The 24,633-nt window shown below is 70.5% G+C and carries 18 protein-coding genes; 11 read left to right on the plus strand and 7 right to left on the minus strand.

Annotation, left to right across the window (positions count from 1 at the left end; all coding sequences use genetic code 11):
• Positions 1–32 precede the first annotated feature (32 nt).
• The 3 genes from ACIOC0_RS21780 to ACIOC0_RS21790 all read right to left on the minus strand — a co-directional run bounded on the left by ACIOC0_RS21780 (position 33) and on the right by ACIOC0_RS21790 (position 2,389).
• Positions 33–449: a hypothetical protein gene (locus tag ACIOC0_RS21780; protein WP_402156845.1), complete on the minus strand. Its 417-nt coding sequence runs from the start codon at positions 447–449 to the stop codon at positions 33–35.
• 144 nt (positions 450–593) lie between these two features.
• Positions 594–2,123 carry a helix-turn-helix domain-containing protein gene (locus ACIOC0_RS21785; protein WP_402156846.1) on the minus strand — a complete coding sequence of 510 codons (1,530 nt, stop codon included), beginning with the start codon at positions 2,121–2,123 and terminating at the stop codon, positions 594–596.
• 65 nt (positions 2,124–2,188) lie between these two features.
• Positions 2,189–2,389: a DUF4236 domain-containing protein gene (locus tag ACIOC0_RS21790; RefSeq protein ID WP_351092129.1), complete on the minus strand. Its 201-nt coding sequence runs from the start codon at positions 2,387–2,389 to the stop codon at positions 2,189–2,191.
• A gap of 347 nt (positions 2,390–2,736) precedes the next feature.
• On the opposite strand from ACIOC0_RS21790, the gene ACIOC0_RS21795 reads away from it, so the two are divergent.
• Positions 2,737–5,535 carry an aconitate hydratase gene (locus tag ACIOC0_RS21795; RefSeq protein ID WP_402156848.1) on the plus strand — a complete coding sequence of 933 codons (2,799 nt, stop codon included), beginning with the start codon at positions 2,737–2,739 and terminating at the stop codon, positions 5,533–5,535.
• A gap of 51 nt (positions 5,536–5,586) precedes the next feature.
• Here the strand turns inward: ACIOC0_RS21795 and ACIOC0_RS21800 are convergent, their stop codons facing one another.
• Positions 5,587–6,366, minus strand: coding sequence for a response regulator (locus tag ACIOC0_RS21800; protein ID WP_402156850.1), 780 nt, complete (start codon positions 6,364–6,366; stop codon positions 5,587–5,589).
• Entirely contained in the window at positions 6,363–7,199 is an 837-nt protein-coding gene (locus ACIOC0_RS21805) for a sensor histidine kinase (protein WP_402156852.1), read from the minus strand. Before ACIOC0_RS21805 ends, ACIOC0_RS21800 begins: the two co-directional genes overlap by 4 nt.
• A 139-nt stretch (positions 7,200–7,338) precedes the next feature.
• Here ACIOC0_RS21805 and ACIOC0_RS21810 point away from each other — a divergent pair, with 139 nt between their 5' ends.
• The 3 genes from ACIOC0_RS21810 to ACIOC0_RS21820 all read left to right on the plus strand — a co-directional run bounded on the left by ACIOC0_RS21810 (position 7,339) and on the right by ACIOC0_RS21820 (position 11,674).
• Positions 7,339–8,049: an ABC transporter ATP-binding protein gene (locus ACIOC0_RS21810; protein WP_402156853.1), complete on the plus strand. Its 711-nt coding sequence runs from the start codon at positions 7,339–7,341 to the stop codon at positions 8,047–8,049.
• Positions 8,046–10,352 (plus strand): FtsX-like permease family protein, encoded by a 2,307-nt coding sequence (locus ACIOC0_RS21815; RefSeq protein WP_402156854.1) that lies wholly within the window; start codon positions 8,046–8,048, stop codon positions 10,350–10,352. The genes ACIOC0_RS21810 and ACIOC0_RS21815 overlap by 4 nt, the downstream gene beginning before the upstream one ends.
• A gap of 263 nt (positions 10,353–10,615) precedes the next feature.
• A complete protein-coding gene (locus tag ACIOC0_RS21820; RefSeq protein ID WP_402156856.1) occupies positions 10,616–11,674 on the plus strand; it encodes a lytic polysaccharide monooxygenase in 1,059 nt (352 codons plus the stop codon).
• 137 nt (positions 11,675–11,811) lie between these two features.
• Here the strand turns inward: ACIOC0_RS21820 and ACIOC0_RS21825 are convergent, their stop codons facing one another.
• Entirely contained in the window at positions 11,812–12,816 is a 1,005-nt protein-coding gene (locus tag ACIOC0_RS21825; protein WP_402156857.1) for an acetylxylan esterase, read from the minus strand.
• A gap of 281 nt (positions 12,817–13,097) precedes the next feature.
• Between ACIOC0_RS21825 and ACIOC0_RS21830 the strand changes: the two genes are divergently transcribed.
• Genes ACIOC0_RS21830 through ACIOC0_RS21855 form a run of 6 tightly spaced genes read left to right on the plus strand, consistent with a single transcriptional unit; the run spans position 13,098 to position 20,884 of the window.
• Positions 13,098–14,087 carry a sugar ABC transporter permease gene (locus ACIOC0_RS21830; protein WP_130438093.1) on the plus strand — a complete coding sequence of 330 codons (990 nt, stop codon included), beginning with the start codon at positions 13,098–13,100 and terminating at the stop codon, positions 14,085–14,087.
• Positions 14,081–14,962: a carbohydrate ABC transporter permease gene (locus ACIOC0_RS21835; protein WP_402156859.1), complete on the plus strand. Its 882-nt coding sequence runs from the start codon at positions 14,081–14,083 to the stop codon at positions 14,960–14,962. Before ACIOC0_RS21830 ends, ACIOC0_RS21835 begins: the two co-directional genes overlap by 7 nt.
• A 45-nt stretch (positions 14,963–15,007) precedes the next feature.
• Positions 15,008–16,660 carry an extracellular solute-binding protein gene (locus tag ACIOC0_RS21840; RefSeq protein WP_402156860.1) on the plus strand — a complete coding sequence of 551 codons (1,653 nt, stop codon included), beginning with the start codon at positions 15,008–15,010 and terminating at the stop codon, positions 16,658–16,660.
• Entirely contained in the window at positions 16,657–18,165 is a 1,509-nt protein-coding gene (locus ACIOC0_RS21845) for a xylan 1,4-beta-xylosidase (RefSeq protein WP_402156862.1), read from the plus strand. Before ACIOC0_RS21840 ends, ACIOC0_RS21845 begins: the two co-directional genes overlap by 4 nt.
• Positions 18,162–18,842 carry a hypothetical protein gene (locus ACIOC0_RS21850; protein ID WP_402156863.1) on the plus strand — a complete coding sequence of 227 codons (681 nt, stop codon included), beginning with the start codon at positions 18,162–18,164 and terminating at the stop codon, positions 18,840–18,842. Before ACIOC0_RS21845 ends, ACIOC0_RS21850 begins: the two co-directional genes overlap by 4 nt.
• A complete protein-coding gene (locus tag ACIOC0_RS21855; protein WP_402156865.1) occupies positions 18,839–20,884 on the plus strand; it encodes a beta-galactosidase in 2,046 nt (681 codons plus the stop codon). Before ACIOC0_RS21850 ends, ACIOC0_RS21855 begins: the two co-directional genes overlap by 4 nt.
• Before the next feature lie 16 nt (positions 20,885–20,900).
• On the opposite strand, the gene ACIOC0_RS21860 is transcribed toward ACIOC0_RS21855, so the two are convergent.
• Positions 20,901–22,871 carry an alpha-glucuronidase gene (locus ACIOC0_RS21860; RefSeq protein WP_402156867.1) on the minus strand — a complete coding sequence of 657 codons (1,971 nt, stop codon included), beginning with the start codon at positions 22,869–22,871 and terminating at the stop codon, positions 20,901–20,903.
• A gap of 500 nt (positions 22,872–23,371) precedes the next feature.
• On the opposite strand from ACIOC0_RS21860, the gene ACIOC0_RS21865 reads away from it, so the two are divergent.
• On the plus strand, positions 23,372–24,571 hold the full coding sequence (locus ACIOC0_RS21865; protein WP_130438330.1) for an ROK family transcriptional regulator: 1,200 nt from the start codon (positions 23,372–23,374) through the stop codon (positions 24,569–24,571).
• Positions 24,572–24,633: the final 62 nt, after the last annotated feature.

Below are 24,633 nucleotides of genomic sequence, written 5' to 3' on the forward strand. Positions count from 1 at the left end.
GCGGTGACCCACGGCCGCGTTCGTCCCGCTGCTCAGAACGTGCAGTCGCTGACGTGGGCCAGATGCTCGTCGCCCACGAGATACACGTTGTTGACCCATCCCCACGGACCGCTGGGCGACTCCACGTACGTCCACCACCGGCTGCGGTAGCCGGAGTCGACGATCTCCTCACCCTGCTTCTGGCAGTAGGCGGTCACGGTGGTCTCGGACACCGTCGCCACGACCGGGCAGTTCGCGCGGGACGGGTGGTTCTGGCAGATCCGGAACTGCGCCGAACCCGACTCCGCGTTACGGACGTTGACGCCCGAAGCCCACACCCGGACCTCCGTGAAGGCGGCCGCCCCAGCGGCCGCTCCCTGCCCGCCGCCCTGAGCGGCGGACACGCCGGCCCCGGGCCCGGCGACCACAGCGGCCCCCACCGCCCCCACGACCGCCAGCCCCCTGGTCACGCTGCGCACTCTCATCGTTCTCCCTTCCGAGTGACCGGTGCACTACACCACCGCCCACCGCGCCCACGGACGGGCGCGGCAACCGGCACAGGAAGGACGGCCCGCACGACGGCCGTATATGACAAGGGAGTCCGGGGCGGCGGCTCAGATGTCCCGGAACGTCTCGATCTGTGCGCCGATCGTGTTCAGCCGCTCCGCCAGGTCCTCGTAGCCGCGGTTGATGACGTACACGTTGCGCAGGACGGACGTGCCCTCGGCCGCCATCATCGCCAGCAGGACGACCACGGCGGGGCGCAGCGCGGGCGGGCACATCATCTCGGCGGCGCGCCAGCGGGTGGGGCCCTCGACCAGGACACGGTGCGGGTCCAGCAACTGGAGCCGTCCGCCGAGGCGGTTGAGGTCGGTGAGGTAGATCGCGCGGTTGTCGTAGACCCAGTCGTGGATGAGGGTCTTGCCCTGGGCGACGGCCGCGATGGCCGCGAAGAAGGGGACGTTGTCGATGTTCAGGCCGGGGAACGGCATCGGGTGGATCTTGTCGATCGGCGCCTCCAGCTTGGAGGGCCGCACGGTGAGGTCCACCAGGCGGGTGCGGCCGTTGTCGGCCGGGTACTCCGGGCTGCGGTCGTGGTCGAGCCCCATCTCCTCCAGGACGGCCAGCTCGATCTCCAGGAACTCGATCGGCACCCGGCGCACCGTCAGCTCCGACTCGGTGACGACGGCGGCGGCCAGCAGGCTCATCGCCTCGACCGGGTCCTCGGAGGGGGAGTAGTCGACGTCGACGTCGATGTCCGGAACGCCGTGCACGGTGAGCGTGGTCGTGCCGATGCCCTCGACCTTCACGCCGAGCGCCTCCAGGAAGAAGCACAGGTCCTGGACCATGTAGTTGGAGGAGGCGTTGCGGATGACGGTCACGCCGTCGTGCCGGGCGGCGGCCAGCAGCGCGTTCTCCGTCACGGTGTCGCCGCGCTCGGTCAGCACGATCGGCCGGTCCGGACGGGCCGTCCGGTCGACCTGGGCGTGGTACTGCCCCTCCGTCGCGGCGATGTCCAGCCCGAACCGGCGCAGCGCGATCATGTGCGGCTCGATGGTCCGCGTCCCGAGGTCGCAGCCGCCGGCGTACGGCAGCTTGAAGTGGTCCATACGGTGCAGCAGCGGGCCGAAGAACATGATGATCGACCGGGTGCGCACGGCGGCCTCGGCGTCGATCGCGTCCATGTCCAGCCGGGCCGGGGGGACGATCTCCAGGTCCACGCCGTCGTTGATCCACCGCGTGCGCACGCCGATGGAGTTGAGCACCTCCAGGAGGCGGTAGACCTCCTCGATGCGGGCCACCCGCCGCAGCACCGTGCGTCCCCGGTTGAGCAGGGAGGCGCAGAGCAGGGCGACGCAGGCGTTCTTGCTGGTCTTCACGTCGATGGCGCCGGACAGCCGCCGGCGCCCCACGACGCGCAGATGCATCGGTCCCGCATAGCCCAGAGAGACGATTTCGCTGTCCAGCGCCTCGCCGATGCGAGCGATCATCTCAAGGCTGATGTTCTGGTTTCCGCGCTCGATACGGTTGACGGCGCTCTGGCTGGTTCCTAGCGCATCGGCCAGCTGTGCCTGGGTCCAGCCCCGGTGCTGACGGGCGTCACGGATGAGCTTGCCGATACGTACGAGGTAGTCGTCTGCCATGAGGCTGAGGTTATCTCAGATATGAGATTGCGCCTCACGGAGGGGGCCGTTCGGGTGAGAACCCGTCAGCGTCGCTTGGCGGTACGGGTGCGACGCCAGCCGAAGGGGCCGGGCAGGTCCATGGAGGTCGTACGGCGGCCGGTGCTGCTGTGGGTGTGCCGGGGGCCGTGCGAGCCGCCGCCGGTGGTGATGGACCAGGAGTGCCGGTTGATGTTCAGGCGCACACCGGGCAGGATCCGGAAACTCTTGCGGAACGTGAGGGGCATCGGGCCTCCTTCGACTGGGGTCGTGCAGCGGAAAACGTTCTCCGCCGTCGTCTACCCCCGCTCCGCCCTGTCATGGCCACGCGGCCTCAGACGCGGGCGTAATCCCTTCGGGGAAGACCGGGACTGCCCGGGGTCGCTGAGGCGGGACGCCGGGCCCGGGCATGACCAATCAGCCCTCATGTACTAGAGTTATCTCGACATCGAGATATCTGCCGAGGCGCACCGCAGTCGCACGCATCCCGGTCTGGCAGTAAGGGTTACCTAACTTAGCCTGACCTCAGCGGATCGGACAAGCTCGCGTGGCGGCAGGATGCGGTGGTACGCGCACATCAATGAAGGAGACTGTCGTGTCGGCGAACAGCTTCGACGCCCGCAGCACGCTGCAGGTGGGCGACGAGTCGTACGAGATCTTCCGGCTGGACAAGGTGGAGGGCTCGGCCCGCCTGCCGTACAGCCTCAAGGTCCTGCTGGAGAACCTGCTCCGCACGGAGGACGGCGCGAACATCACCGCCGACCACATCCGCGCCCTCGGCAACTGGGACTCGCAGGCCCAGCCCTCCCAGGAGATCCAGTTCACGCCGGCCCGCGTGATCATGCAGGACTTCACCGGCGTCCCCTGTGTCGTCGACCTCGCCACCATGCGTGAGGCCGTCAAGGAGCTCGGCGGCGACCCGGCGAAGATCAACCCGCTGGCCCCGGCCGAGCTGGTCATCGACCACTCCGTCATCGCCGACAAGTTCGGCAGCCACGACGCCTTCGCGCAGAACGTGGAGCTGGAGTACGGCCGCAACAAGGAGCGCTACCAGTTCCTGCGCTGGGGCCAGACCGCCTTCGACGAGTTCAAGGTCGTCCCGCCCGGCACCGGCATCGTCCACCAGGTGAACATCGAGCACCTGGCGCGCACGGTCATGGTCCGAGGCGGCCAGGCGTACCCCGACACCCTCGTCGGCACCGACTCGCACACCACCATGGTCAACGGCCTCGGCGTCCTCGGCTGGGGCGTCGGCGGCATCGAGGCCGAGGCCGCGATGCTCGGCCAGCCGGTCTCCATGCTCATCCCGCGCGTCGTCGGCTTCAAGCTCACCGGTGAGCTCCAGCCCGGCACCACCGCCACCGACCTCGTGCTCACCATCACCGAGATGCTGCGCAAGCACGGCGTCGTCGGCAAGTTCGTCGAGTTCTACGGCGAGGGCGTCGCCGCCACCTCCCTGGCGAACCGCGCCACCATCGGCAACATGTCCCCGGAGTTCGGCTCCACCGCCGCGATCTTCCCGATCGACGACGAGACCCTGAACTACCTGAAGCTGACCGGCCGTTCCGGGCAGCAGGTCGCGCTCGTCGAGGCGTACGCCAAGGAGCAGGGCCTCTGGCTGGACCCGAAGGCCGAGCCGGACTTCTCCGAGAAGCTCGAGCTGGACCTGTCGACGGTCGTCCCCTCCATCGCCGGCCCGAAGCGCCCGCAGGACCGCATCGTCCTCGCCGACGCCGCCGAGCAGTTCGCCAAGGACGTCCTCAACTACGTCGACGCGCCCGTCGCGCAGGCACCCGCCGCCGCGGCCTCCCCGGTCGACGAGGCCGGCGCCGAGTCCTTCCCGGCCTCCGACGCCCCCGCCTACGGCAGCCAGGAGAACGGCGCCGGCGCGCCGCAGCACGCCGACGGCCCCGCCTCCGCCGTCCCGTCCAACCCGGTCACCGTGACCGCCCCCGACGGCTCGACCTACGAGATCGACCACGGTGCGGTGACGGTCGCGGCCATCACCTCCTGCACCAACACCTCGAACCCGTACGTCATGGTCGCCGCCGCGCTCGTCGCGAAGAAGGCCGTGGAGAAGGGCCTGACCCGCAAGCCGTGGGTCAAGACCACCCTCGCGCCCGGCTCGAAGGTCGTCACCGACTACTTCGACAAGGCGGGCCTCACCCCGTACCTCGACAAGGTCGGCTTCAACCTCGTCGGCTACGGCTGCACCACCTGCATCGGCAACTCCGGCCCGCTGCCGGAGGAGGTCTCCAAGGCCGTCAACGACCACGACCTCGCGGTCACCTCGGTCCTCTCCGGCAACCGGAACTTCGAGGGCCGTATCAACCCCGACGTCAAGATGAACTACCTGGCGTCCCCGCCGCTGGTCGTCGCCTACGCCCTCGCCGGCTCCATGAAGGTCGACATCACGCGCGACGCCCTGGGCACCGACCAGGACGGCAACCCGGTCTTCCTCAAGGACATCTGGCCCTCCGAGGCCGAGGTCAACGACGTCGTCGCCAACGCCATCGGCGAGGACATGTTCGCCAAGTCCTACCAGGACGTCTTCGCGGGCGACGCCCAGTGGCAGGCGCTGCCGATCCCGACCGGCAACACCTTCGAGTGGGACGCCGAGTCGACCTACGTCCGCAAGCCCCCGTACTTCGAGGGCATGGCGCACGAGCCGTCCCCGGTCACCGACATCACCGGCGCGCGCGTGCTCGCCAAGCTGGGCGACTCGGTCACCACCGACCACATCTCCCCGGCCGGCGCCATCAAGGCCGACACCCCGGCCGGCAAGTACCTCACCGAGCACGGTGTGGAGCGTCGTGACTTCAACTCCTACGGCTCCCGCCGAGGCAACCACGAGGTCATGATCCGCGGCACGTTCGCCAACATCCGCCTGCGCAACCAGATCGCGCCGGGCACCGAGGGCGGCTACACCCGCGACTTCACCCAGGCCGACGCGCCGGTGGCGTTCATCTACGACGCCTCGCGCAACTACATCGAGCAGGGCATCCCGCTGGTCATCCTGGCCGGCAAGGAGTACGGCTCCGGCTCGTCCCGCGACTGGGCCGCCAAGGGCACCGCGCTGCTCGGCGTGAAGGCCGTCATCGCCGAGTCCTACGAGCGCATCCACCGCTCCAACCTCATCGGCATGGGCGTGCTGCCGCTCCAGTTCCCGGAGGGCCAGTCCGCCGAGACCCTCGGCCTGACCGGCGAGGAGACCTTCTCCTTCACCGGCGTCGAGGAGCTCAACAACGGCACCACCCCGCGCACGGTGAAGGTCACCACCGACACGGGCGTCGAGTTCGACGCGGTCGTCCGCATCGACACCCCCGGCGAGGCCGACTACTACCGCAACGGCGGCATCATGCAGTACGTGCTGCGCAGCCTGATCCGCAAGTAAGCGGCGACACCCGCCGCGGCGGACCCGAGCCGCCACAGGGCCGCACCCCGCTCAAGGGGTGCGGCCCTGCGCCGTTCCCGGACGGCCACGGTGATGAGGCTCGGACGTGTTCCAGCGGACCGGGTCGGCGGAGTGCGCGGATCCGCCCGGTGAGACCAGTCCCGTCTCGTAGGCAAGGACGACGGCCTGGGCCCGGTCCCGCAACGTCAGCTTGGCGAAGATCCGGGCCACATGGGTTTTCACCGTCGCTTCGCTCAGTGTCAGTACCCGGGCGAGTTCGGCGTTGGACAGGCCCCTGCCCATGAGTGTCAGCACCTCCCGCTCGCGCGGTGTCAGCACAGCGAGGTCGCGGTGGACGGCGAGGGAAGTCGAGCAGGGAGCGGTCCGTGCGGCGCCGGAGGCGTGGCGTTCCACCAGACGGCGGGTGATCGAGGGTGCGAGCAGCGCGTCACCGGTGTCGACCAGGCGCACGGCGGCTGCGAGGTGTGCGGGTGTGACGTCCTTGAGCAGGAAGCCGCTGGCGCCGGCGGCGAGGGCCGCGTAGACGTAGGAGTCGAGGTCGAAGGTGGTCAGCATGATCACTCGGCAGTCCGGCGTCCGGGCGAGGATCCGGCGGGCGGCTTCCAGACCGTCCATGGCCGGCATGCGGATGTCCAGGAGCACGACGTCAGGGCGCAGGCGGCGGACGGCTCTGACGGCCTCGGCTCCGTCTGCGGCCTCGCCGACCACGTCGATGCCGCGCGCGGTCAGGATCAGGCGGAAGCCGGTACGGACCAGCTCCTGGTCGTCGGCTATCACGACGCGGGGGCCGGGATCGGCGGATGGGGTCACGGCCGGTCCAGCGGGATCCGGGCGCGGACCCGGTAGCCGCCGCCCAGGCGGCGCCGGGCGTCCAGGTCGCCGCCGTACACGGCGATCCGCTCCCGGAGACCGACCAGTCCCCGTCCCGCACCGTCCGCCCGGCCCGGGCGGCTGCCGGCCCGGACGGCGTCGCCGGCCAGGACGCTCGGTCCGCTGTTCAGGACTTCGACGCGCAGGCAGTGCTCTGCGTACCGCACCGTCACCTCGGCTTGGGCTCCGTCGCTGTGCTTGAGCGCGTTCGTCAGCGCTTCCTGGATGATCCGGTAGGCGGTGACATCGATCCCGCTCGGCAGCGGGCGGGGCTCTCCGGAGACGCGTACCTCCACGGGCAGGCCGGCGAAGGCGATCCGGTCGATCAGCGAGCTGAGCCGGCTCAGGCTGGGCTGCGGCGCCAGGTCCTGGCCGTAAGGTTCGTCCTCGCCGCTCTGTGCGGGGGCGAGCAGGCCGAGCAGGTGCCGTAGCTCGGTCATCGCGGTCCGTCCCGCGTTCTCCACGGCGCTCAGCGCGGCCTCCGCCTCGTCGGGCAGAGTGGTCAGCACCTCGCGGGCTGCCCCGGCCTGGACCACCATGAGGCTCACGTTGTGACTGACGATGTCGTGGAGTTCGGCTGCGATCCTGGCCCGCTCAGCGTCGACCGCGGTCCGTGCCGCTGCCTCCCGCTCCCGCTCCAGCAGCCACCCCCGCTCTTCGACAGTTGCCCGGTGCCGCCGACGTGCCCGGGCGAGCGCCACTCCCAGGACGACCACGGCGGTGCACACCGCCGCCAGTGCCGTGACCAGCCAGACCAACCCTGAACTCCCCATCGCAGCGAGCATCGCAGCCCGGCACACCCGTCCGCGTCATGCTCCGGACCCAGTTCCCTACATCCCCAGGATGACCTGCTGGGCCGGTTACATCCGGTGGAGGACGCCGCACCGGTCCGGGCGCTTCTAGGTTCATCCCATGACAACTGATCTTTACAGCTCCGGACAGACCGTGGTCCGGTTGGACGACGTTCACAAGGAGTACGGCGACGCGAAGGCCCTGAACGGCGTCTGCCTGGACATCCGCGCCGGGGAAGCCGTAGCGGTGATGGGGCCTTCCGGGTGCGGCAAGTCCACCTTGCTCAACATGGTCGCCGGTCTGGACCGTCCCACGTCGGGAACGGTGCAGGTCCACGGTCAGGACCTGGGGACGCTGAACGAGACGGGGCTGGCGCTGTTCCGGCGGCGGCACATCGGCATGATCTTCCAGTTCTTCAACCTGATCGACGATCTCCCTGCCCTGGACAACGTAGCGCTGGCCGCCCAGCTGACCGGCACGTCCGCCCGGCAGGCACGCCGCCGTGCACTGGAACTGCTCGACGAACTGGACATCGCCGACCGCAAGGACGCCTACCCGGCCGCGTTGAGCGGAGGCGAGCGTCAACGAGTGGCCGTGGCCCGGGCCCTGATGAACCGCCCGGCCCTGCTCTTGGCCGACGAGCCGACGGGCGCGCTCGACAGCCGCTCGGGAGAGCAGGTCATGGACCTGCTGATCGACCTCAACCAGATCGGGCAGACCCTGTTGATCGTCACGCACGACCCGCGCCTGGCCGGCCGCTGCGCCAGCCGCCTCGTCGAGGTCGCCGACGGCCGAGTGGCCCGCGAGAGCACACTGGAGCCGACCAGGTGAACGCCGTGTGGAGGGCCTCGCGGGCGGCGGTGAGACACCGCAGGCTCCAGACGTTCGTCATCGGGCTCGTGGTCCTGTGCGCGACCACGACCGTCCTGCTCGGGCTGGGGCTGCTCACCGCGGCTTCAGCTCCCTTCGACAAAGCCTTCGACCAGCAGCGCGGGGCCCACACGGTCGCGGTGTTCGACCTGGGAGACGCATCGCGGGCGCAGCTCGCGCGGACGGCCCGCCGCCCCGGCGTCGAGGCCGCCGCCGGACCCTTCGGGCAAGCCGTCCTGGACATGCCCGAAGACTGGCTGTGGATGGCGCCCGGTTCTCTGTCGGTCGTGGGCCGGGCCGATCCGGACGGCCCGGTGGACCGCATCCGTCTCCTCGAAGGCCGCTGGGTCGGCGCTCCCGGTGAGGTCGTCGTCAACTGGCCCGTCGGCGGGACACCCGGCCCCGGCCTGCTCGGCACCGAGTTGAAGGCTCGCGGCGCCCCGACACTCACCGTCGTCGGGTTCGCCACCAGCATGAGCAAGTCGGCCGGCGCCTGGGTCTCACCCGAGGAGATGGACCGACTGCGCCCCACCACCGCCCAGATGCTCTACCGCTTCACCAACGCCGCGACCGAGCAGCAGCTGCGTACCGGCCTCACCACAGCCACCGCCGAACTGCCCGCCGATTCGCTGACCACCGCGCAGTCGTACCTCGCCCTCAAGCGCGCCTTCTCCGCACAGGCCGACGCGTACCTGCCGTTCATGACTCTCTTCGGCGTTCTCGGCCTTGTGCTCTCCGCACTGATCGTCGGGAACGTCGTCAGCGGAGCGGTCGTCTCCGGGCACCGGCACATCGGCGTGCTCAAGTCGCTGGGCTTCACCCCGAGACAAGTGGTGGCGGTCTACCTGACGATGGTCTGCGTCCCGGCGCTCGTCGGCTGTGCGCTCGGCGTCTTGGTCGGGAACGCGGTGGCCGGCCCCGTCCTGCGGGCGGCCTTCTCCGGCATCGAGACGGGCAGCGCCTCGATCGGCGTCAGCTGGTGGCCGTCAGCCGTCTGCCTGCTGAGCATGCCCGCCCTCGTCGTCGTCGCCGCCCTGATCCCCGCCGTACGCGCTCACCGCCTGTCCGCGGCCCAGGCGATCACGGCAGGCACCGCACCGCGGGCCGGACGGGGACTGCGGGTCCAGCGCCGACTCGGCGGAACCCGGCTGCAGCGGGCCGTGAGCCTGGGGTTGGGCCAGCCGTTCGCCCGGCCGGGCCGGTCCCTGCTGACCATGGCGGCCATTGTCCTGGGGGTCGCCACCGTGACCCTGACGACCGGTCTGACCAGCACCATGGTCGCCTACGAGAAGGCCGGGAAGAGCGACGGGGCCGCCCGGATTCAGGTGCAGGCCGATACGTCCACCCGCGGTCGGGCCGCTCCGGAAGCGAGCGACCGGCAGACCGAACAACGACTGCGCTCCCTGCCCGGGGCCGATCGCGTGACCGCCCGCGCGCTCACCAAGGTGAGTCTCTCCGGGGCCGCCCAGACCGTGTTCGCCAACTTCTACCGCGGGGACACGCAGGATCTCGCCTCCGCGATCGTCGAGGGACACTGGCCGGCCGGTGCCGGGGAGGCCGCAGCCGGTCCGGCGTTCCTCCGCCAGCACGGGTTGTCGGTGGGCGACCGGGTCACCGTCCGGCTGAACGGCAGGCAGGCACCCGTCACCATCGTGGGCGAGCTCATGGAAGGCAACGCCCAGGCACTGGACTTCGACTGGCGGACCCTGGCGGAGCTCGACCCGACGCCACAGGCTGCCGAGTACACGATCCGGCTCGCTCCCGGCGCCGACCCCCAGCGCTGCGTCGAAGCGATCGGGGCGGCCGATCCGGCCCTGCGTCCCACGTTGCTGCGCTCGGACAACGCCGCCACCACGACGGTTGTCGGCTTCTCGTCGGTGTTCACCGTGCTGCTGACCGCCGTGGCTGCGCTCGGGGTGTTCAACACCGTCCTGCTCAACATCCGTGAGCGGCGCCGCGACCTGGGCATGCTCAAGTCGATCGGGATGATCCCGCGCCAGGTCATGGTGATGACGGTGTCGTCGGTCGCGGCTCTGGGAGTGGTCGGCGGGCTGCTGGGGATCCCCCTGGGGATCGCCGCGCACCGGCTGGTGGTGGACCACGTGGGAGTGGTCTCCTTCCCGGAGTCCATGAAGCAGGTCTGGCACATGCCGCAGCTGGCCGCGCTGATCCTGTCGGGCGTCATCATCGCCGTACTGGGCGCGCTGGTACCGGCGCGGTCAGCGGCACGGCTGACCATCGCCGAGGTGCTGCACAACGAGTAGCCCCCTCCGATGCCGTCGACAGGGCCGCGGCAGGCGTTTACAAACCCGCGCTCTGCGGTTATCTTCCGGCTCAGGTGAGGTGGGAGCGCTCCCATCCGGTGGACCGGAACCCGCCCGGGTTCGCTCCCGCTTCACGTCTCTTCCGCACCCCCACACGCACGCACGCGTCAGCCCTCGGGCCGCGTCGTTCCACCCAGTACCGCCCCCCACCCGCACGGTCCGTACACGGAAGGACGGACTCCGTCATGCAAAGCGTCATGATCATGACAAAAAGGGGACCGGGCTTACGCGCCAGAGCCCTCCTCCTCGTCTTCGTCTCCCTCCTCGCCGCCGTCCCCGCCATCGGCCTGATCCTCAGCACCGGCGGCAGGGCCGAGGCTCACGGCACCCCCATGAAACCCGGCAGCCGCACCTTCCTGTGCTGGCAGGACGGACTGACCGACACCGGCGAGATCAAGCCCGTCAACCCGGCCTGCAAGAACGCCCAACAGGTCAGCGGCACCACGCCGTTCTACAACTGGTTCTCGGTGCTGCGCTCCGACGGCGCCGGCCGCACCCGCGGCTTCGTGCCCGACGGGCAGCTGTGCAGCGGCGGCAACACCAACTTCACCGGCTTCAACGCCGCTCGCAGCGACTGGCCGCTGACCCACCTGACCGCCGGCGCGTCCGTCGACTTCTCCTACAACGCCTGGGCCGCCCACCCGGGTTGGTTCTACGTCTACGTCACCAAGGACGGCTTCGACCCGACCAGGACCCTCACCTGGAACGACATCGAGGACCGCCCCTTCCTCTCCGTCGACCACCCGCCGCTCAAGGGCAGTCCCGGCACGGTCGAGGCCAACTACAGCTGGAACGGCCGGCTTCCGGCAGGCAAGTCGGGACGCCACATCATCTACATGGTCTGGCAGCGCTCCGACAGCCAGGAGACCTTCTACTCCTGCTCCGACGTCGTCTTCGACGGCGGCAACGGCGAGGTCACCGGCATCCACGAGCCCGGCAACCCGACCGAGCCCGTCCCCGGCACCTGCACCGCCACCCGCAGGACGACCGGCACCTGGAGCGGCGGCTACCAGTCCGAGGTGACCGTCACCAACTCCGGTGACGTGCCGATGCTCGGCTGGATGGTCGACTGGACCCTGCCCGCCGGCCAGAAGGTCGACAGCCTGTGGAACGGCGCCGCCACCTACAACGGCCAAGCGGTGATGGTCCACAACGCGGGCTGGAACGGCTCGTTGAGTCCGGGCCAGAGCGCGACGTTCGGATACGTGGTCTCCGGAACCGGCGGCGACAGCGCCACCAGCCTTCCCTGCCGCGTGGGTTGAGTCGTTCCGCTCGGTCCGCCCCGGCGGACGACGGAACACGGATCCGGTGGGCGGATGTGCCTGTCCGCCCACCGGATCCGCACGTTCGGCCCGAGGCTTGCCGGCGGGCCGCTGTCACCGGCGACCGGTGAGGACGGTCACTTCTCCAATGCCTCGCTCAGCCAGAGCAGTTGACGCCTCACCTGCTCCGCCTCGCCTCCCTCATGCCCGTTGTACGGGTACGCGTGCATCTCCTTGCGGACGGCCCCGCCCGTCAGCTCCCCGTACCGGTTGAACGCCCCGTACGCCCCGCTCGGCGGGCACACCGTGTCCCGCAGCCCCGTGCCGAAGTGCGCCGGGGCTTGGGCGCGGCGGGCGAAGGAGACCCCCTCGACGTAGGAGAGGGTGCGGTACGCGGCCCGCTCGGCCCCCCGGTGAACGCCCAGGTACGCGGCGATCTCGCCATAGGGTCCGGCGTCGGTGAGATCCAGCGCGCGGCGCACGCCGCACAGCAGCGGCGCGGTGACCAGGACGGCGGCCAGGTCGGGCACCAGGCCCGCCACGGCCAGGGCGAGGCCGCCGCCCTGGCTGTTGCCGGCGGCGACGACCCGTGTCCCGTCCACCCCCGGCAGCGCCCGCACCGCCGTCACCGCGCGCACGGCGTCCGTGATCAGACGGCGGTAGTGGTAGTCGTGCGGGGAGAGGATCCCGCGCACGGCCGGGCCGGGGCCGCCCGGTGCGGTGGCGTGCGGATCCGGGGTGCCGCCGCCGTTGCCGTACTGGTCGCCCTGACCGCGGTTGTCCATCAAAAGGTGCGCACAGCCCGCGTTGACCCAGGTCAGCCGCTCATGGGGCAGACCCCGGCCGCGGCCGTAGCCGACGTACTCGACGACCGCCGGCAGGGGCTCGGCCGGCTCCTCGTCACGAGGCTGCGCGGGCCGGCTGTACCAGGCGCGCACCGGATCGCCCGCGAAGCCGCGGAACGTCACGTCCCAGGTCCGGGTCAGTCGCAGGCCGGTCTCCACGGGCCGGACCGAGACCAGCGGTTCGTGCCGCCCGGCGTCCTTCAGTGTGTCGTGCCAGAACGCGGCGAAGTCGGCGGGCTCGTCGATGTCGGGACGGTGGCGCTCAAGATCGGGCAGGGGCAGGTCGAACGCGGGCACGGGCGGCACCTCGCAGGTCGTGGGCGATCGATCGTTGCGTGCGTCGTCCAGAAAATTGCGCCAGGACAGTACCACTCGACTCACCGGTCCTACCCCGCCCGGCAGGGTTTCCAACGCCCGTTGCGCCCCAACCGCCCGCCGTGCAGCACCCATTGACAGCGCTTTCCGAGTGCCCTTACGTTTCCGCACAGTTACCGGTAAGGGCACGAAAGTTTCGAGGCGCGCCGTGTCGGGGCGTCCGGAGATCGAGCGTTTCTGATGACGCCCCGGGAGGCCCGAGCATGAGCACCTCCACCACATCGGCCCCACCGCCGGGCACCCGGCCGCAGCCGGCGAAGACCCGGCACGGACCGGCGGCCCCGAACGCCCGGCGCGGCTGGCGGCGTTCCCTGCGCCGGGACTGGCAGTTGTACTCGCTGGCCGTGCTGCCGCTGCTGTTCTTCCTGGTCTTCCGCTACCTGCCGATGATCGGCAACGTGATCGCCTTCCGCCGCTTCGAGCCGGGCGGTTCCATCCTGGGGGAGCGCTGGGTCGGGCTGCGCTATGTGGAGATGTTCCTGACCGACCCGACCTTCTGGCAGGTGTTCCGCAACACCCTGTGGCTCGGCACGCTCACCCTGGTCTTCTGCTTCCCGGTCCCGGTCGTGCTGGCGCTGCTGCTCAACGAGGTGCGCCGCACGGCGCTCAAACGGTTCGTGCAGACGGTGTCGTACCTGCCGCACTTCCTGTCGATCGTGATCGTCGCCGGCATCACCATGCAGATGCTGGCCACGGACGGTCCGGTCAACCACGCGCTCGGCTGGTTCGGGCACGACCCGATACGCTTCGTGCAGGAACCGGAGTGGTTCCGCACGATCTACGTCGGCTCCGAGATCTGGCAGACCGCCGGCTGGGGCACCATCCTCTACCTCGCCGCGCTCACCACGATCGACGACGACCTCTACGAGGCCGCCCGTATCGACGGCGCCGGCCGCCTGCGGCAGATCTGGCACGTCACCCTGCCCGGCATCCGACCCACCATGATCACGCTGCTGATCCTCAACATCGGCACGTTCATGGCGGTCGGGTTCGAGAAGATCCTGCTGCTCTACAACCCGCTGACCTATCCGACGGCCGACGTGGTCTCCACCTACCTGTACCGCGCCGGCGTGGAGTCCAACAGCTTCAGCTACGCCGCCGCGATCGGCCTGTTCGAGGCAGTCATCGGGCTGGTGCTGATCACCTCGGCGAACCAGCTGTCGCGCCGCACGGTGGGAACGAGCCTGTGGTGAGCGTCGGCCGGCCGACGCGCGGCCAGCGCGCCTTCCAGGGTGTGAACGGCGTCATCCTCACCCTGGTCGTGGTGGTGACCCTCTACCCGTTCGTCAACATCGTGGCCCGCTCCCTCAGCGGCGAACGCCAGATCCGGGCCGGTGAGGTGACCCTGTGGCCCAAGGGGTTCAACCTCACCACCTACGAGATCGTCATCCGGGACGGGGTGTTCTGGCGCAACTACGGCAACACCGTGCTGTACACGGTGCTCTCCACCGTGGTGGCCATGGTGCTGACGACCTGTTATGCCTACGTGCTGTCGAAGAAGCAGCTGCGGGGTCGCGGATTCCTCGTCGGGGTCGCGGTGTTCACCATGTTCTTCTCCGGCGGTCTCATCCCGAACTACGTGCTGATCACCAGCCTCGGCCTGAAGAACTCCGTGTGGGCGATCGCGCTGCCGAACGCGATCAGCGTCTTCAACCTGCTGGTGATGAAGGCCTTCTTCGAGAGCCTGCCGGCCGAGCTGGAGGAGGCCGCAGAGATCGACGGGCTGAGCACCTACGGCATCCTGCTCAGGATCGTGCTGCCGCTGTCCAAGGCGGTGATCGCGACGATGGTGCTGTTCTACTCGGTGTCCTTCTGGAACTCCTGGTTCTCGGCCTTCCTCTACATGGACCGCACCGACCTGATGCCGGTCACCGTCTATCTGCGCAACCTCATCGCGGGCGCCACCGGCGCCACCAACGCCGGCGCCACCACCGAACAGGGCAGCCAGGTCGCGGCGAACATCCAGGCGGTCACCATCGTGCTGACCTCCCTGCCCATCCTCAGCGTGTACCCCTTCGTCCAGCGCTACTTCGTCTCGGGCGTGATGCTCGGCGCGGTGAAGGGCTGAGCGCCACCGAAGGCTCGCAACGGCTCGACGAACAAAGGAGCGTCCGTGAAGAACCAAGGAAACCTGTCGCGGCGTCAGATCCTCGGGGTCGCCGGCTTCGTCGGCCTCGCCGCCCTCACCGGCTGCGGCAGCGGCGGCGACGGCGACAGCAAGGACCTGTCGAAGAAGCAGAACGGCGCGATGAAGGAGTACCGCGTCGGCCAGCAGTTCAAGGCGGCCCGGCCGCTGTCCTTCTCGGTGCTGCACAACGACAACCCGGCCTACCCGATGAAGAGCGGCTGGCCGTTCTGGCAGGAGCTCACCAAACGCACCGGGATCACCCTGAAACCGGTGTCGGTCCCGCTGAGCGACTACGAGAAGAAACGCAGCCTCCTCATCGGCGCCGGCGACGCCCCGTTCCTGATCCCCAAGACGTATCACCCCTCCGAGGTCGCGTTCGTGTCGTCGGGCGCGATCCTCCCGGTCAGCGAGTACGTCCATCTGATGCCCAACTTCCAGGACAAGGTGAGGAAGTGGCGGCTGGAACCGGAACTGGACTCCATCCGCCAGTCCGACGGCAAGTACTACCTGCTGCCCGGCCTGCACGAGAAGGTCAAGTCCGGCTACTCGCTGTCGCTGCGCACGGACGTCCTCGACCGGCTCGGCCTGACCGTGCCCACCACCTGGGAGCAGGTGTACACCGTCCTCAAGGCGATCAAGGACCGGTACCCCGACCGCTACCCCTTCACCGACCGCTGGAGCACCAACACCCCCTTCCCCGCCGGCGCCTTCTTCGGCTACCTCGGCCAGGCGTACGGGGTTCGGGCGGGCTGGACCTACGACAACATCAGCTGGGACGACGGCGCGAAGACGTTCGTCTTCACCGGCGCCACCGACGGCTTCCGCCAGATGATCGACTACGTGCGCAGACTGGTCGCCGAGAAGCTCATGGACCCGGAGAGCTTCACCCAGACCGACGACGACGCGGTGACGAAGCTGCTGTCCGAGAAGTCCTTCGTGATCAGCGCCAACCCCCAGGAACTGGTGCAGAAGTACCGTTACAACCTGGAAAGGCAGGTCAAGGGCGCGCGGATCGAGATGATCCCGGTGCCGCTCGGACCCGCCGGGCCCGTGGTGCTGGGCGGCGCCCGGCTGGAGAACGGCGTCATGATCTCCAGCAAGGCGCTGGAGAGCGACACCTTCGTCGCCATGATGCAGTTCGTCGACTGGCTCTGGTACTCCGACGAGGGGCAGCGGTTCGCCAAGTGGGGTGTGGAGGGCCTCACCTACACCGACGCCGGCGGCCGGTACCGGCTCAAGGACGGCATCTCCCTCATGGGCTCCGACGCCGACGCCCCGAAGGACCTGCAGAAGGACTACGGCTTCTTCAACGGCGTCTTCACCTACGGCGGCAGCTGGGCCCTCGTCTCCTCCTCCTTCAGCCCGGACGAGAAGAAGTTCCAGGACGCCATGGCCGAGCGCAGGCAACTGCCGATCGCGCCCGCGCACCCGCTGCAGTCCGTCGAGCAGGAACAGGCCACCCTGTGGGACACCCCGCTCAGGGACCACGTCACCCAGAACACGCTGAAGTTCGTCCTCGGCAAGCGCCCGCTGTCCGAATGGGACGCCTACATAAGGGAGTTGAAGGCCAAGAACATGGACCGGCTCGTCGACCTGCACAACAAGGCCCATGAGCGCTTCACGAAGGAGAGCAAGTGATCCGCGTCCCCGCCGAGGCGACCGGCCGGCTCCCCGACGCCTGGCGGACCTGCGTCGGCACCGGCCGGATCGAGCTCGCCCTGCGCCGCGACTACCAGGACTCCCTCGCCCTGCTCCAGCGCGAGATCGGCTTCCGGTACATCCGCGGCCACGGCCTGCTCAGTGACGGCATGGGCGTACACCGCCCCTACGACCATGAGGGCGCCCGGCACGTCCACCACTCCTTCACCTATGTCGACCAGGTCGTCGACGCCTACCTCGGCCTCGGCATCCGGCCCTTCCTCGAACTCGGCTTCATGCCGACGGGGCTGGCCTCCGGCGAGCAGACGGTCTTCTGGTGGAAGGGCAACGTCACCCCACCCCGCTCCGACCGGGAGTGGGCCGACCTCGTCCGCGCCACCCTCGCCCGTCTCGTCGACCGTTACGGCCTGGACGAGGTCCGCACCTGGCCGATCGAGGTGTGGAACGAGCCCAACCTGTCCGACTTCTGGCAGGGCGCCGACGAGGCCGCCTACCACCGGCTCTACGAGGTGACCGCGCACGCCGTGAAGGAGGTGGACGCGAGCCTCCAGGTCGGCGGTCCCGCGATCTCACCGGGCGCCGACGACTGGCTGCTCCGCTTCGCCGACTTCGCCGAACGCCGGGACGTGCCCGTGGACTTCGTGTCCAAGCACGCCTACACCTCGGGGCCGGCCCAGCACGTTCCGTTCGGTTCGTACCAGACGCTGGCGCCCGCACGGAGCCTCCTGGACCAGTTCGCCACGCCCCGTGAGCTGCTCAAAGGTACCCGCCTGGCGGAACTCCCCGTCCACATAACCGAGTTCAACTCCTCGTACTGCCCCGACAACCCCGTCCACGACACCGCCTTCAACGCCGCGTACCTGGCCCCCGTCCTCGCGGGCGGCCACGAGCACGCCGACTCCTTCTCCTACTGGACGTTCAGCGACATGTTCGAGGAGGCCGGCGTCCCCATCGCGCTCTTCCACGGCGGTTTCGGGCTCCTCACCCACCGGCAGGTGAGGAAGCCGGCGTACCACCTGTACGCGTTCATGGCGCGGATGGGCGAGGAACTGCTGACGCGCGGCCCGGACCACCTGGTGACACGGCACCCGGACGGCCGGGTCACCGTCCTGGCCTGGGCGCCCGTCGACCCGAGCGGCACGACACCCGGCCCGGAGCGGCACACCCTGCGGCTGTCGGTCCCCCTGCGCGGGCCGGAGGCGTTCGTCCGCCGGTCCACCGTGGACGAGGAGCACGGCAACGCCCGTACCGCATGGCAGCGGATGGGCAGCCCACGCTCACCCCGCCCGCACCAGCTCGACGTCCTGCACGAGGCGGCCGAGCCCGCACGCGTACACCTCCGGCTGCCCGTCGAGGACGGCCGGATCGCCCTCGACCTCACGCTCACCCGCCACGAGATCACCCTCGTCGAGATCAGCCCCGTCGAGGAGGAGGCCCCGCCCTGGTCGGACGAGCGCCGGCTGCTCGGAAGGGACCCGCGATGAGCACCCCGCCGATCGCCTTCGGCGCCGGCCCCCTCTCCCGCGCCGCCGCCCTCGTCCACACCCTGCTCACCGTCGAGGCGCTGCTGCTCCTGACCGCCGCACCCGGCTTCGCCGCCCTGCTGTTCCTCGGCACCGACCCGGGCAGTATGCCGCTCGCCGCGCTCTGCCTGCTGCCGCTCGGCCCCGCCCTGTCCGCCGCCGTCTACGCCCTGCACCACCGCGGCCGCGACCTCACCGACCTCCACCCGGCCCGCGCCTACCTGCGCGGCCTGCGCCTCAACGCCCTGCCCGCGCTGAAGCTCTTCACGCCCCTGCTCGCCTGGCTGACCGTGATCGCCTTCACCCTCACCCGCTTCGCCGCCACCGAACTGCCCGGTTGGTGGGCGGCGCTGCTCGGCACGATCGGAGTGACGCTGCTGCTGTGGGGCGCCCACGCCCTCGTCCTCACCTCGCTCTTCGCTTTCCGCGCCCGCGACACCGCCCGCCTCGCCGCGTACTTCCTGCTCCGGCACGGCCGCGCCACCCTCGCCGCCGCCTCCCTGCTCGTGCTGGCAGCCGCGCTCACCGCCCTGCTCACCGAGGCCCTGCCCGCCCTGCTCGCCGCGCCGCTGCTGCTCTCCCTGCTGCACACGAGCCGCACGGTGATCGCCGAGACCCGGAAGGACTTCACCGTATGACCGCCCCCGACACCGGAAACGACGGCCGCCTCCCGCGCACCGGAAAGATCCCCTACGGCGGCGACTACAACCCCGAACAGTGGCCGGAGCGGGTCTGGGACGACGACCACCGCCTGTTCTCCCGGGCCGGCATGGACACCCTCACCGTCGGCGTCTTCTCCTGGTCCCTCACCCAGCCCGCCGAGGACGCCTACGACTTCGGCCTCCTGGACCGCGTCCTCGCCCGCGCCGCACGGGCGGGCCGGCACATCGTCCTGGCCACCGGCACCGCCGCCGTCCCGCCCTGGCTCGCCAAGCGGTACCCCGAGGTCAACCGCACCGACTTCGAGGGCCGCCGGCACCGCTACGGCCAGCGCCACAACTTCTGCCCCACCGCGCCGGCCTACCGCCGGCTCGCCACGGCGATGGCGGGCCGGCTCGCCGAACGGTACGCCGGACACGAGGCGTTGCTCGCCTGGCACATCAACAACGAGTACGGCGGCGTCTGTCACTGCGACCTGTGCGCCGAGGCCTTCCGCGGCTGGCTGCGCGAGCGGCACGGCACGCTCGACGCGCTCAACGACGCCTGGTGGACCGCCTTCTGGTCGCACCGCTACACCGACTGGGACCAGATCGAGCCCCCGAGCGCGCTCACCGAGCACTGGCGCGGCCCCGACCACACCGCCTTCCAGGGCATCACCCTCGACTACCAGCGCTTCATGACCGACGCCCTGCTCGGCTGCTTCACTGCCGAGAAGGAGGCGATCCGCGTCCACGACCCGGACACCCCCGTCACCACCAACCTCATGGGCGCCTACCGCCCGCTCGACTACCACCGCTGGGCGCCCCACCTGGACTTCGCCTCCTGGGACAACTACCCGCCCCCCGACGCGCCGCCCACCCGGCCGGCCCTCGCCCACGACCTGATCCGCGGCCTGAAGGACGGCGCGCCCTTCTGGCTGATGGAGCAGACCCCGTCCACGACAGCCTGCCGCGACGTGAACCCCCTCAGACGCCCCGGCGAGCTCCGCCTCGCCACCTGGCAGGCCGTCGCCCACGGCGCCGACGCCGCCCTCTACTTCCAGCTGCGGGCCTCGCTCGGCGCCTGCGAGAAGTACCACGGCGCGGTCATCGGACACGCCGGCCGCGCCGACACCCGGGTGTTCCGCGAGGTCGCCGCCCTCGGCGAGGAGCTGGCGCAGCTCGGGGACCTCACGCTGGGGGCCCGCACCCCGGCGCGCACCGCGCTCCTGTTCGACTGGGACAGCTGGTGGGCCCTGGAGATCTCCGACGGCCCCTCGCGGCTGGTCCGCTACCCGGACGTCGTCCACACCTACTACCGGGCCGCCCGGGAGGCCGGCGCCGACGTGGACGTCGTCCCCGTGACCGCCGACCTGACCCGCTACGACGTGGTCCTCGCCCCCGTCCTGCATCTGATCCGGGGCGACCTGCCCACCCGCCTGGAGGAGCTGACCCGCCGCGGCGGCACCTTCCTCGCGACCTTCCTCACCGCGCGCTGCGACGAGCACGACCGGGCGTTCCCCACCGACGTGCCCGGCCCGCTCGCCGGCCTCCTGGGCATCCGCGTCGACGAGTGGGACGCCCGCCCGCAGGACGTCATACAGCCGGTGCGCATGGGAGAGTCCTGCCACGACGCCCGTCTCGTCTTCGAGATCGTGCAGCCGCGCGGCGCCGAACCGATCGCCACGTACGGCGCGGACTTCTATGCCGGCACGCCCGCCGTGACCCGCAACCGGTTCGGCGACGGGGAGGCCTGGTACGTGGCCACCGCCCTGGACCCGAGCGGCGTCGACGACGTCGTCCGGCGTGTACTGGACCGCCACGGCCTCGTCGGCCCGTACGCCCACCTGCCCGCCGTCGAGACCGCCGGCCGTGTCACCCCCGCCGGCGAGCACCTCCTGTTCCTCCTCAACCACGCTCCCGCCCCGGCGCACCTGACCGCCCACACCGCCGCCACCGACCTGCTCACCGGCAAGCGGTACGCGCGCGGCGAGCCACTCGCCCTCGACCCGCTGGGCGTGGCGGTCCTCAGACCTCGGTAGACGGTCCCCTCAGACCTCAGTAGACGGTCCGGCCCCGCTCGTCCCCGATCCCCGACTTGCGCAGGAAGTAGCTGTTCACCTGGTCCCGCCACTCCCGCGCACAGCGCAACTGCTCCTCGAACCGCGCGGCCACACGCGCGTGCCGGGCCGGCGCCACCAGGTCCGCGAGGCCCTCCCACACGCGGAGAGCCTCCACGACCTCCTCGACGCCCTCGAAGTGGGTGTCGTAGATGTGCTGGATCACCGTCTTCCCGCTGTGCAGCACATGCCCGTACGGGACGTGGTGGAAGAACAGCAGCAGCTCGTCCGGGCACGTGCCGGGCGTCTCGTAGAGCTCGGACCACGGCTTGGCGTACTGGGCGGCGAAACCGGTCCCGGTGGCGGCGCTGCGGTCCACGCCCACGCCGTCGCGGTCGGCGAAGTGGTAGGTGCCCCACGGGCTGTACTCGTAGCCGTCGACGCTCGGCCCGTAGTGGTGCCCCGGCTGCACCATGAAACCGACGCCCAGCGGCGCCGTGTACTTCTCGTACGTCGCCCAGGAGCCGTCCAGCACCCGGTGCAGGCCGGCCGCCAGGCGTCCGGGGGCGGCCGGGAAGGTCAGCGCGATCCACTCGTCCAGGATCCGCAGCGGGTCGGCGTCCGGCCGCCAGGCGAGCCGCCCGAAGGTGTAGAGGTTGGCCTGCGCCAGCGGGTGCCCGGTCCAGAACGGGTCGTCGCCCACGTTGGACACCGCCACGATCCCGCCCCGGACCGTCTCCCCGACACAGGCCTCCTCCCGTGGCCGGAACCGCAGCACCTCGCTCCACATCGGGCCCAGCCAGCACACGTGCCGCTGCTGGCCGGTGTACTCCTGCGTGGCCTGCACCTCCAGCGCCAGCCGGGTCCGCGGCATCGCGCCCAGCACCGGCGAGACGGGCTCGCGCACCTGGAAGTCCATCGGCCCGTGCTTCACCTGGAGCACCGCGTTGCCGGCGAACTCCCCGTCCAGCGGCGCGAAGTGGTCGTACGCCGCTCTCGCCCGGTCCGTGGTGCGGTCCCGCCAGTCCTGGCGGTGGTCGTAGACGAACGCCCGCCAGTGCACGGTGCCCCCGTGCGGGGCGAGCGCCGCGGCGAGCATGTTCGCGCCGTCCGCGTGCGAGCGGCCGTAGGCGAACGGCCCCGGACGGCCCTCCGAGTCCGCCTTCACCACGAACCCGCCGAAGTCCCCGATCGCCGCGTACACTCCGCGCACGGCCCGCTCCCACCAGTCGCGCACGGCCGCGTCCAGAGGGTCGGCCGTGGGCAGCCCGCCGAGCACGATCGGCGCGGCGAAGGTGACCGACAGATGCGTCCGGATCCCGTACGGCCGCAACTCCTCGGCGATCTCGGCGATTTCGCCGAGCCGGTCGGTCAGCAGACGGGCCTCCGTGTCGTGCACGTTGACGTTGTTGACGCAGACGGCGTTGATCCCGCAGGCCGCGAGGAGCCGCGCGTACGCCCGTATCCGCTCCCTCTCGCCCCGCGCCCGTCCGTCCCGCCAGAACAGGGAGCCGCCCGCGTAGCCGCGCTCCACCTGGCCCATGACCGGGTGCACGTCGACGTTGTCCCAGTGGTCCAGCATCCGCAGCGCCGTCGCCGGCCGGTGCGTCTCGCGCGGGGACTCGCCCTCGAACGCCGCCTCGCCGAGCCGTACGACGTGGAAGAGGCCGTACAGCAGCCCGCGTCCGTCGGAGGCCGTGACCGTCGTCGTGCCGCCGTCCCGTGCGAAGACGAAGCCCTCGGATCCCGACTCGCCTTCCGCGTCGGCCACTTCGAGCAGGAGGTCGGGGGAGCCGCCGTCCTCGACCAGCCGCCCGCCGAACCGCCCGCACGCGTCCGACACCTCGCCGCGCACGGTGTCCACCAGCGGCCCCGCCCCCCGGATCAGGGTCCGCCGCGCCCCCAGGGCGCGAAACGCCTCGGGCGGCAGCCAGGCGGGGTCGACGCCCGCCGCATCCGGTCGACTCAAGACGCCAACTCCCCTTCGGGAAACCGCGCACGCTCACGGTGCCGGACAACGTTGTCCCGCGGGACACGCAGACTTCAGTAGCGGCCCGGCGACGGAGCGTGTCAAGAACGCCTGTCGCGCCAACGGCTTGTGCTTTTCCGGCGCACTTTCCCGGGCTGTCTCATGGAGGTCGACGGAGGGAGCGTTGAAACGAACCCCGTGCCTTCAGGCGGCGTACGCGCACTCCTCGCTCCCGGGGGCGTGCACACGTCGCATTTTGTCCGCCAGTGCCCGTATCGGTCCCGGTATGAACTCCCCGCACAGGGCCCTTCCGGCGACACCGCGCACCTGCCCCCGTACACCCCGCGACCACCGATCGGGTCGCTCCGCGCCCACGTGTTCGACCACGCGGAAACCGTTCAACCTCTTGACGGGAGGCGACCCGAACAGCTCAGCTTAGAGTTCACTAGTTGGACATGGACGGGGTCTCATCGAAGCGGCCCCGCGCGCAGGAGGTCGTCGTGGAGACTCCGGGGTCGCAGTCGTCGCTGCACCGAGCCAACCTGGAGCGAGTCGTACGGGCCGTGCGTCTGGCCGGGTCACTCACCCAGGCGGAGATCGCCCGGACGACCGGGCTGTCGGCGGCGACCGTGTCCAACATCGTGCGGGAGCTGAAGGACGGCGGAACCGTCGAGGTCACGCCCACCTCCGCGGGCGGCCGAAGGGCTCGCAGCGTATCGCTGAGCGGGGACGCCGGCATCGTCATCGGGGTCGATTTCGGCCACACCCATCTGCGGGTCGCGGTGGGCAACCTGGCCCATCAGGTCCTCGCCGAGGAGTCCGAGCCGCTGGACGTCGACGCCTCCGCGCAACAGGGCTTCGACCGGGCGGAACAGCTGGTCAGCCGCTTGATCGAGGCCACCGGCGTGGACCGCTCGAAGATCGCCGGAGTGGGCCTCGGCGTCCCCGGCCCCATCGAGCTGGAGTCCGGCACGCTCGGCTCCTCCGCCATCCTCCCCGGCTGGATCGGCACCCGTCCCGCCGAGGAACTGAGAGGCCGCCTCGGCGTGCCCGTGCACGTGGACAACGACGCCAACCTCGGCGCCCTCGGCGAGATGGTGTGGGGCAGCGGCCGGGGCGTACGTGATCTCGCCTACATCAAGGTCGCCAGCGGCGTCGGCGCGGGGCTGGTCATAGACGGCAAGATCTACCGAGGTCCCGGCGGAACCGCCGGCGAGATCGGGCACATCACCCTCGACGAGTCCGGCCCCGTCTGCCGCTGCGGCAACCGCGGCTGCCTGGAGACCTTCGCGGCCGCGCGGTACGTCCTGCCGCTGCTCCAGGGGAGCCACGGCACCGACCTCACCATGGAGGGCGTCGTGCGGCTGGCCAGGGACGGGGACCCCGGCTGCCGCCGGGTGATCGCCGACGTCGGCCGCCATGTCGGCAGCGGAGTCGCCAACCTCTGCAACCTGTTGAACCCGAGCCGGGTCGTCCTCGGCGGTGATCTCGCCGAGGCCGGAGAGCTGGTGCTCGGGCCGATAAGGGAGTCCGTGGGCCGCTACGCGATCCCCAGTGCGGCCCGGCAGCTCTCCGTGCTCCCAGGGGCACTTGGAGGCCGCGCGGAGGTGCTCGGGGCGCTCGCGCTGGCCCTCAGCGAGATGGGTGATTCAACCCTTTTGGACGGCACCCTCGCCGTCGCGGCACCCGCCTTCACTTAGAGAACGCATGACGCCGTTGCCATCTCGTTAAGTATTTACTTCTTGACGTCGAACTTGCGGCC

It is taken from the genome of Streptomyces sp. NPDC088254, from assembly GCF_044740925.1.
Lineage (GTDB): Bacteria > Actinomycetota > Actinomycetes > Streptomycetales > Streptomycetaceae > Streptomyces.

Coding starts and splice junctions, on each gene's coding strand:
- ACIOC0_RS21785 (WP_402156846.1), bottom strand. CDS start 2,123: ATGGCAGACGACTACCTCGTACGTATCGGCAAGCTCATCCGTGACGCC.
- ACIOC0_RS21790 (WP_351092129.1), bottom strand. CDS start 2,389: ATGCCCCTCACGTTCCGCAAGAGTTTCCGGATCCTGCCCGGTGTGCGC.
- ACIOC0_RS21805 (WP_402156852.1), bottom strand. CDS start 7,199: ATGGGGAGTTCAGGGTTGGTCTGGCTGGTCACGGCACTGGCGGCGGTG.
- ACIOC0_RS21810 (WP_402156853.1), top strand. CDS start 7,339: ATGACAACTGATCTTTACAGCTCCGGACAGACCGTGGTCCGGTTGGAC.
- ACIOC0_RS21820 (WP_402156856.1), top strand. CDS start 10,616: ATGACAAAAAGGGGACCGGGCTTACGCGCCAGAGCCCTCCTCCTCGTC.
- ACIOC0_RS21830 (WP_130438093.1), top strand. CDS start 13,098: ATGAGCACCTCCACCACATCGGCCCCACCGCCGGGCACCCGGCCGCAG.
- ACIOC0_RS21850 (WP_402156863.1), top strand. CDS start 18,162: ATGAGCACCCCGCCGATCGCCTTCGGCGCCGGCCCCCTCTCCCGCGCC.
- ACIOC0_RS21855 (WP_402156865.1), top strand. CDS start 18,839: ATGACCGCCCCCGACACCGGAAACGACGGCCGCCTCCCGCGCACCGGA.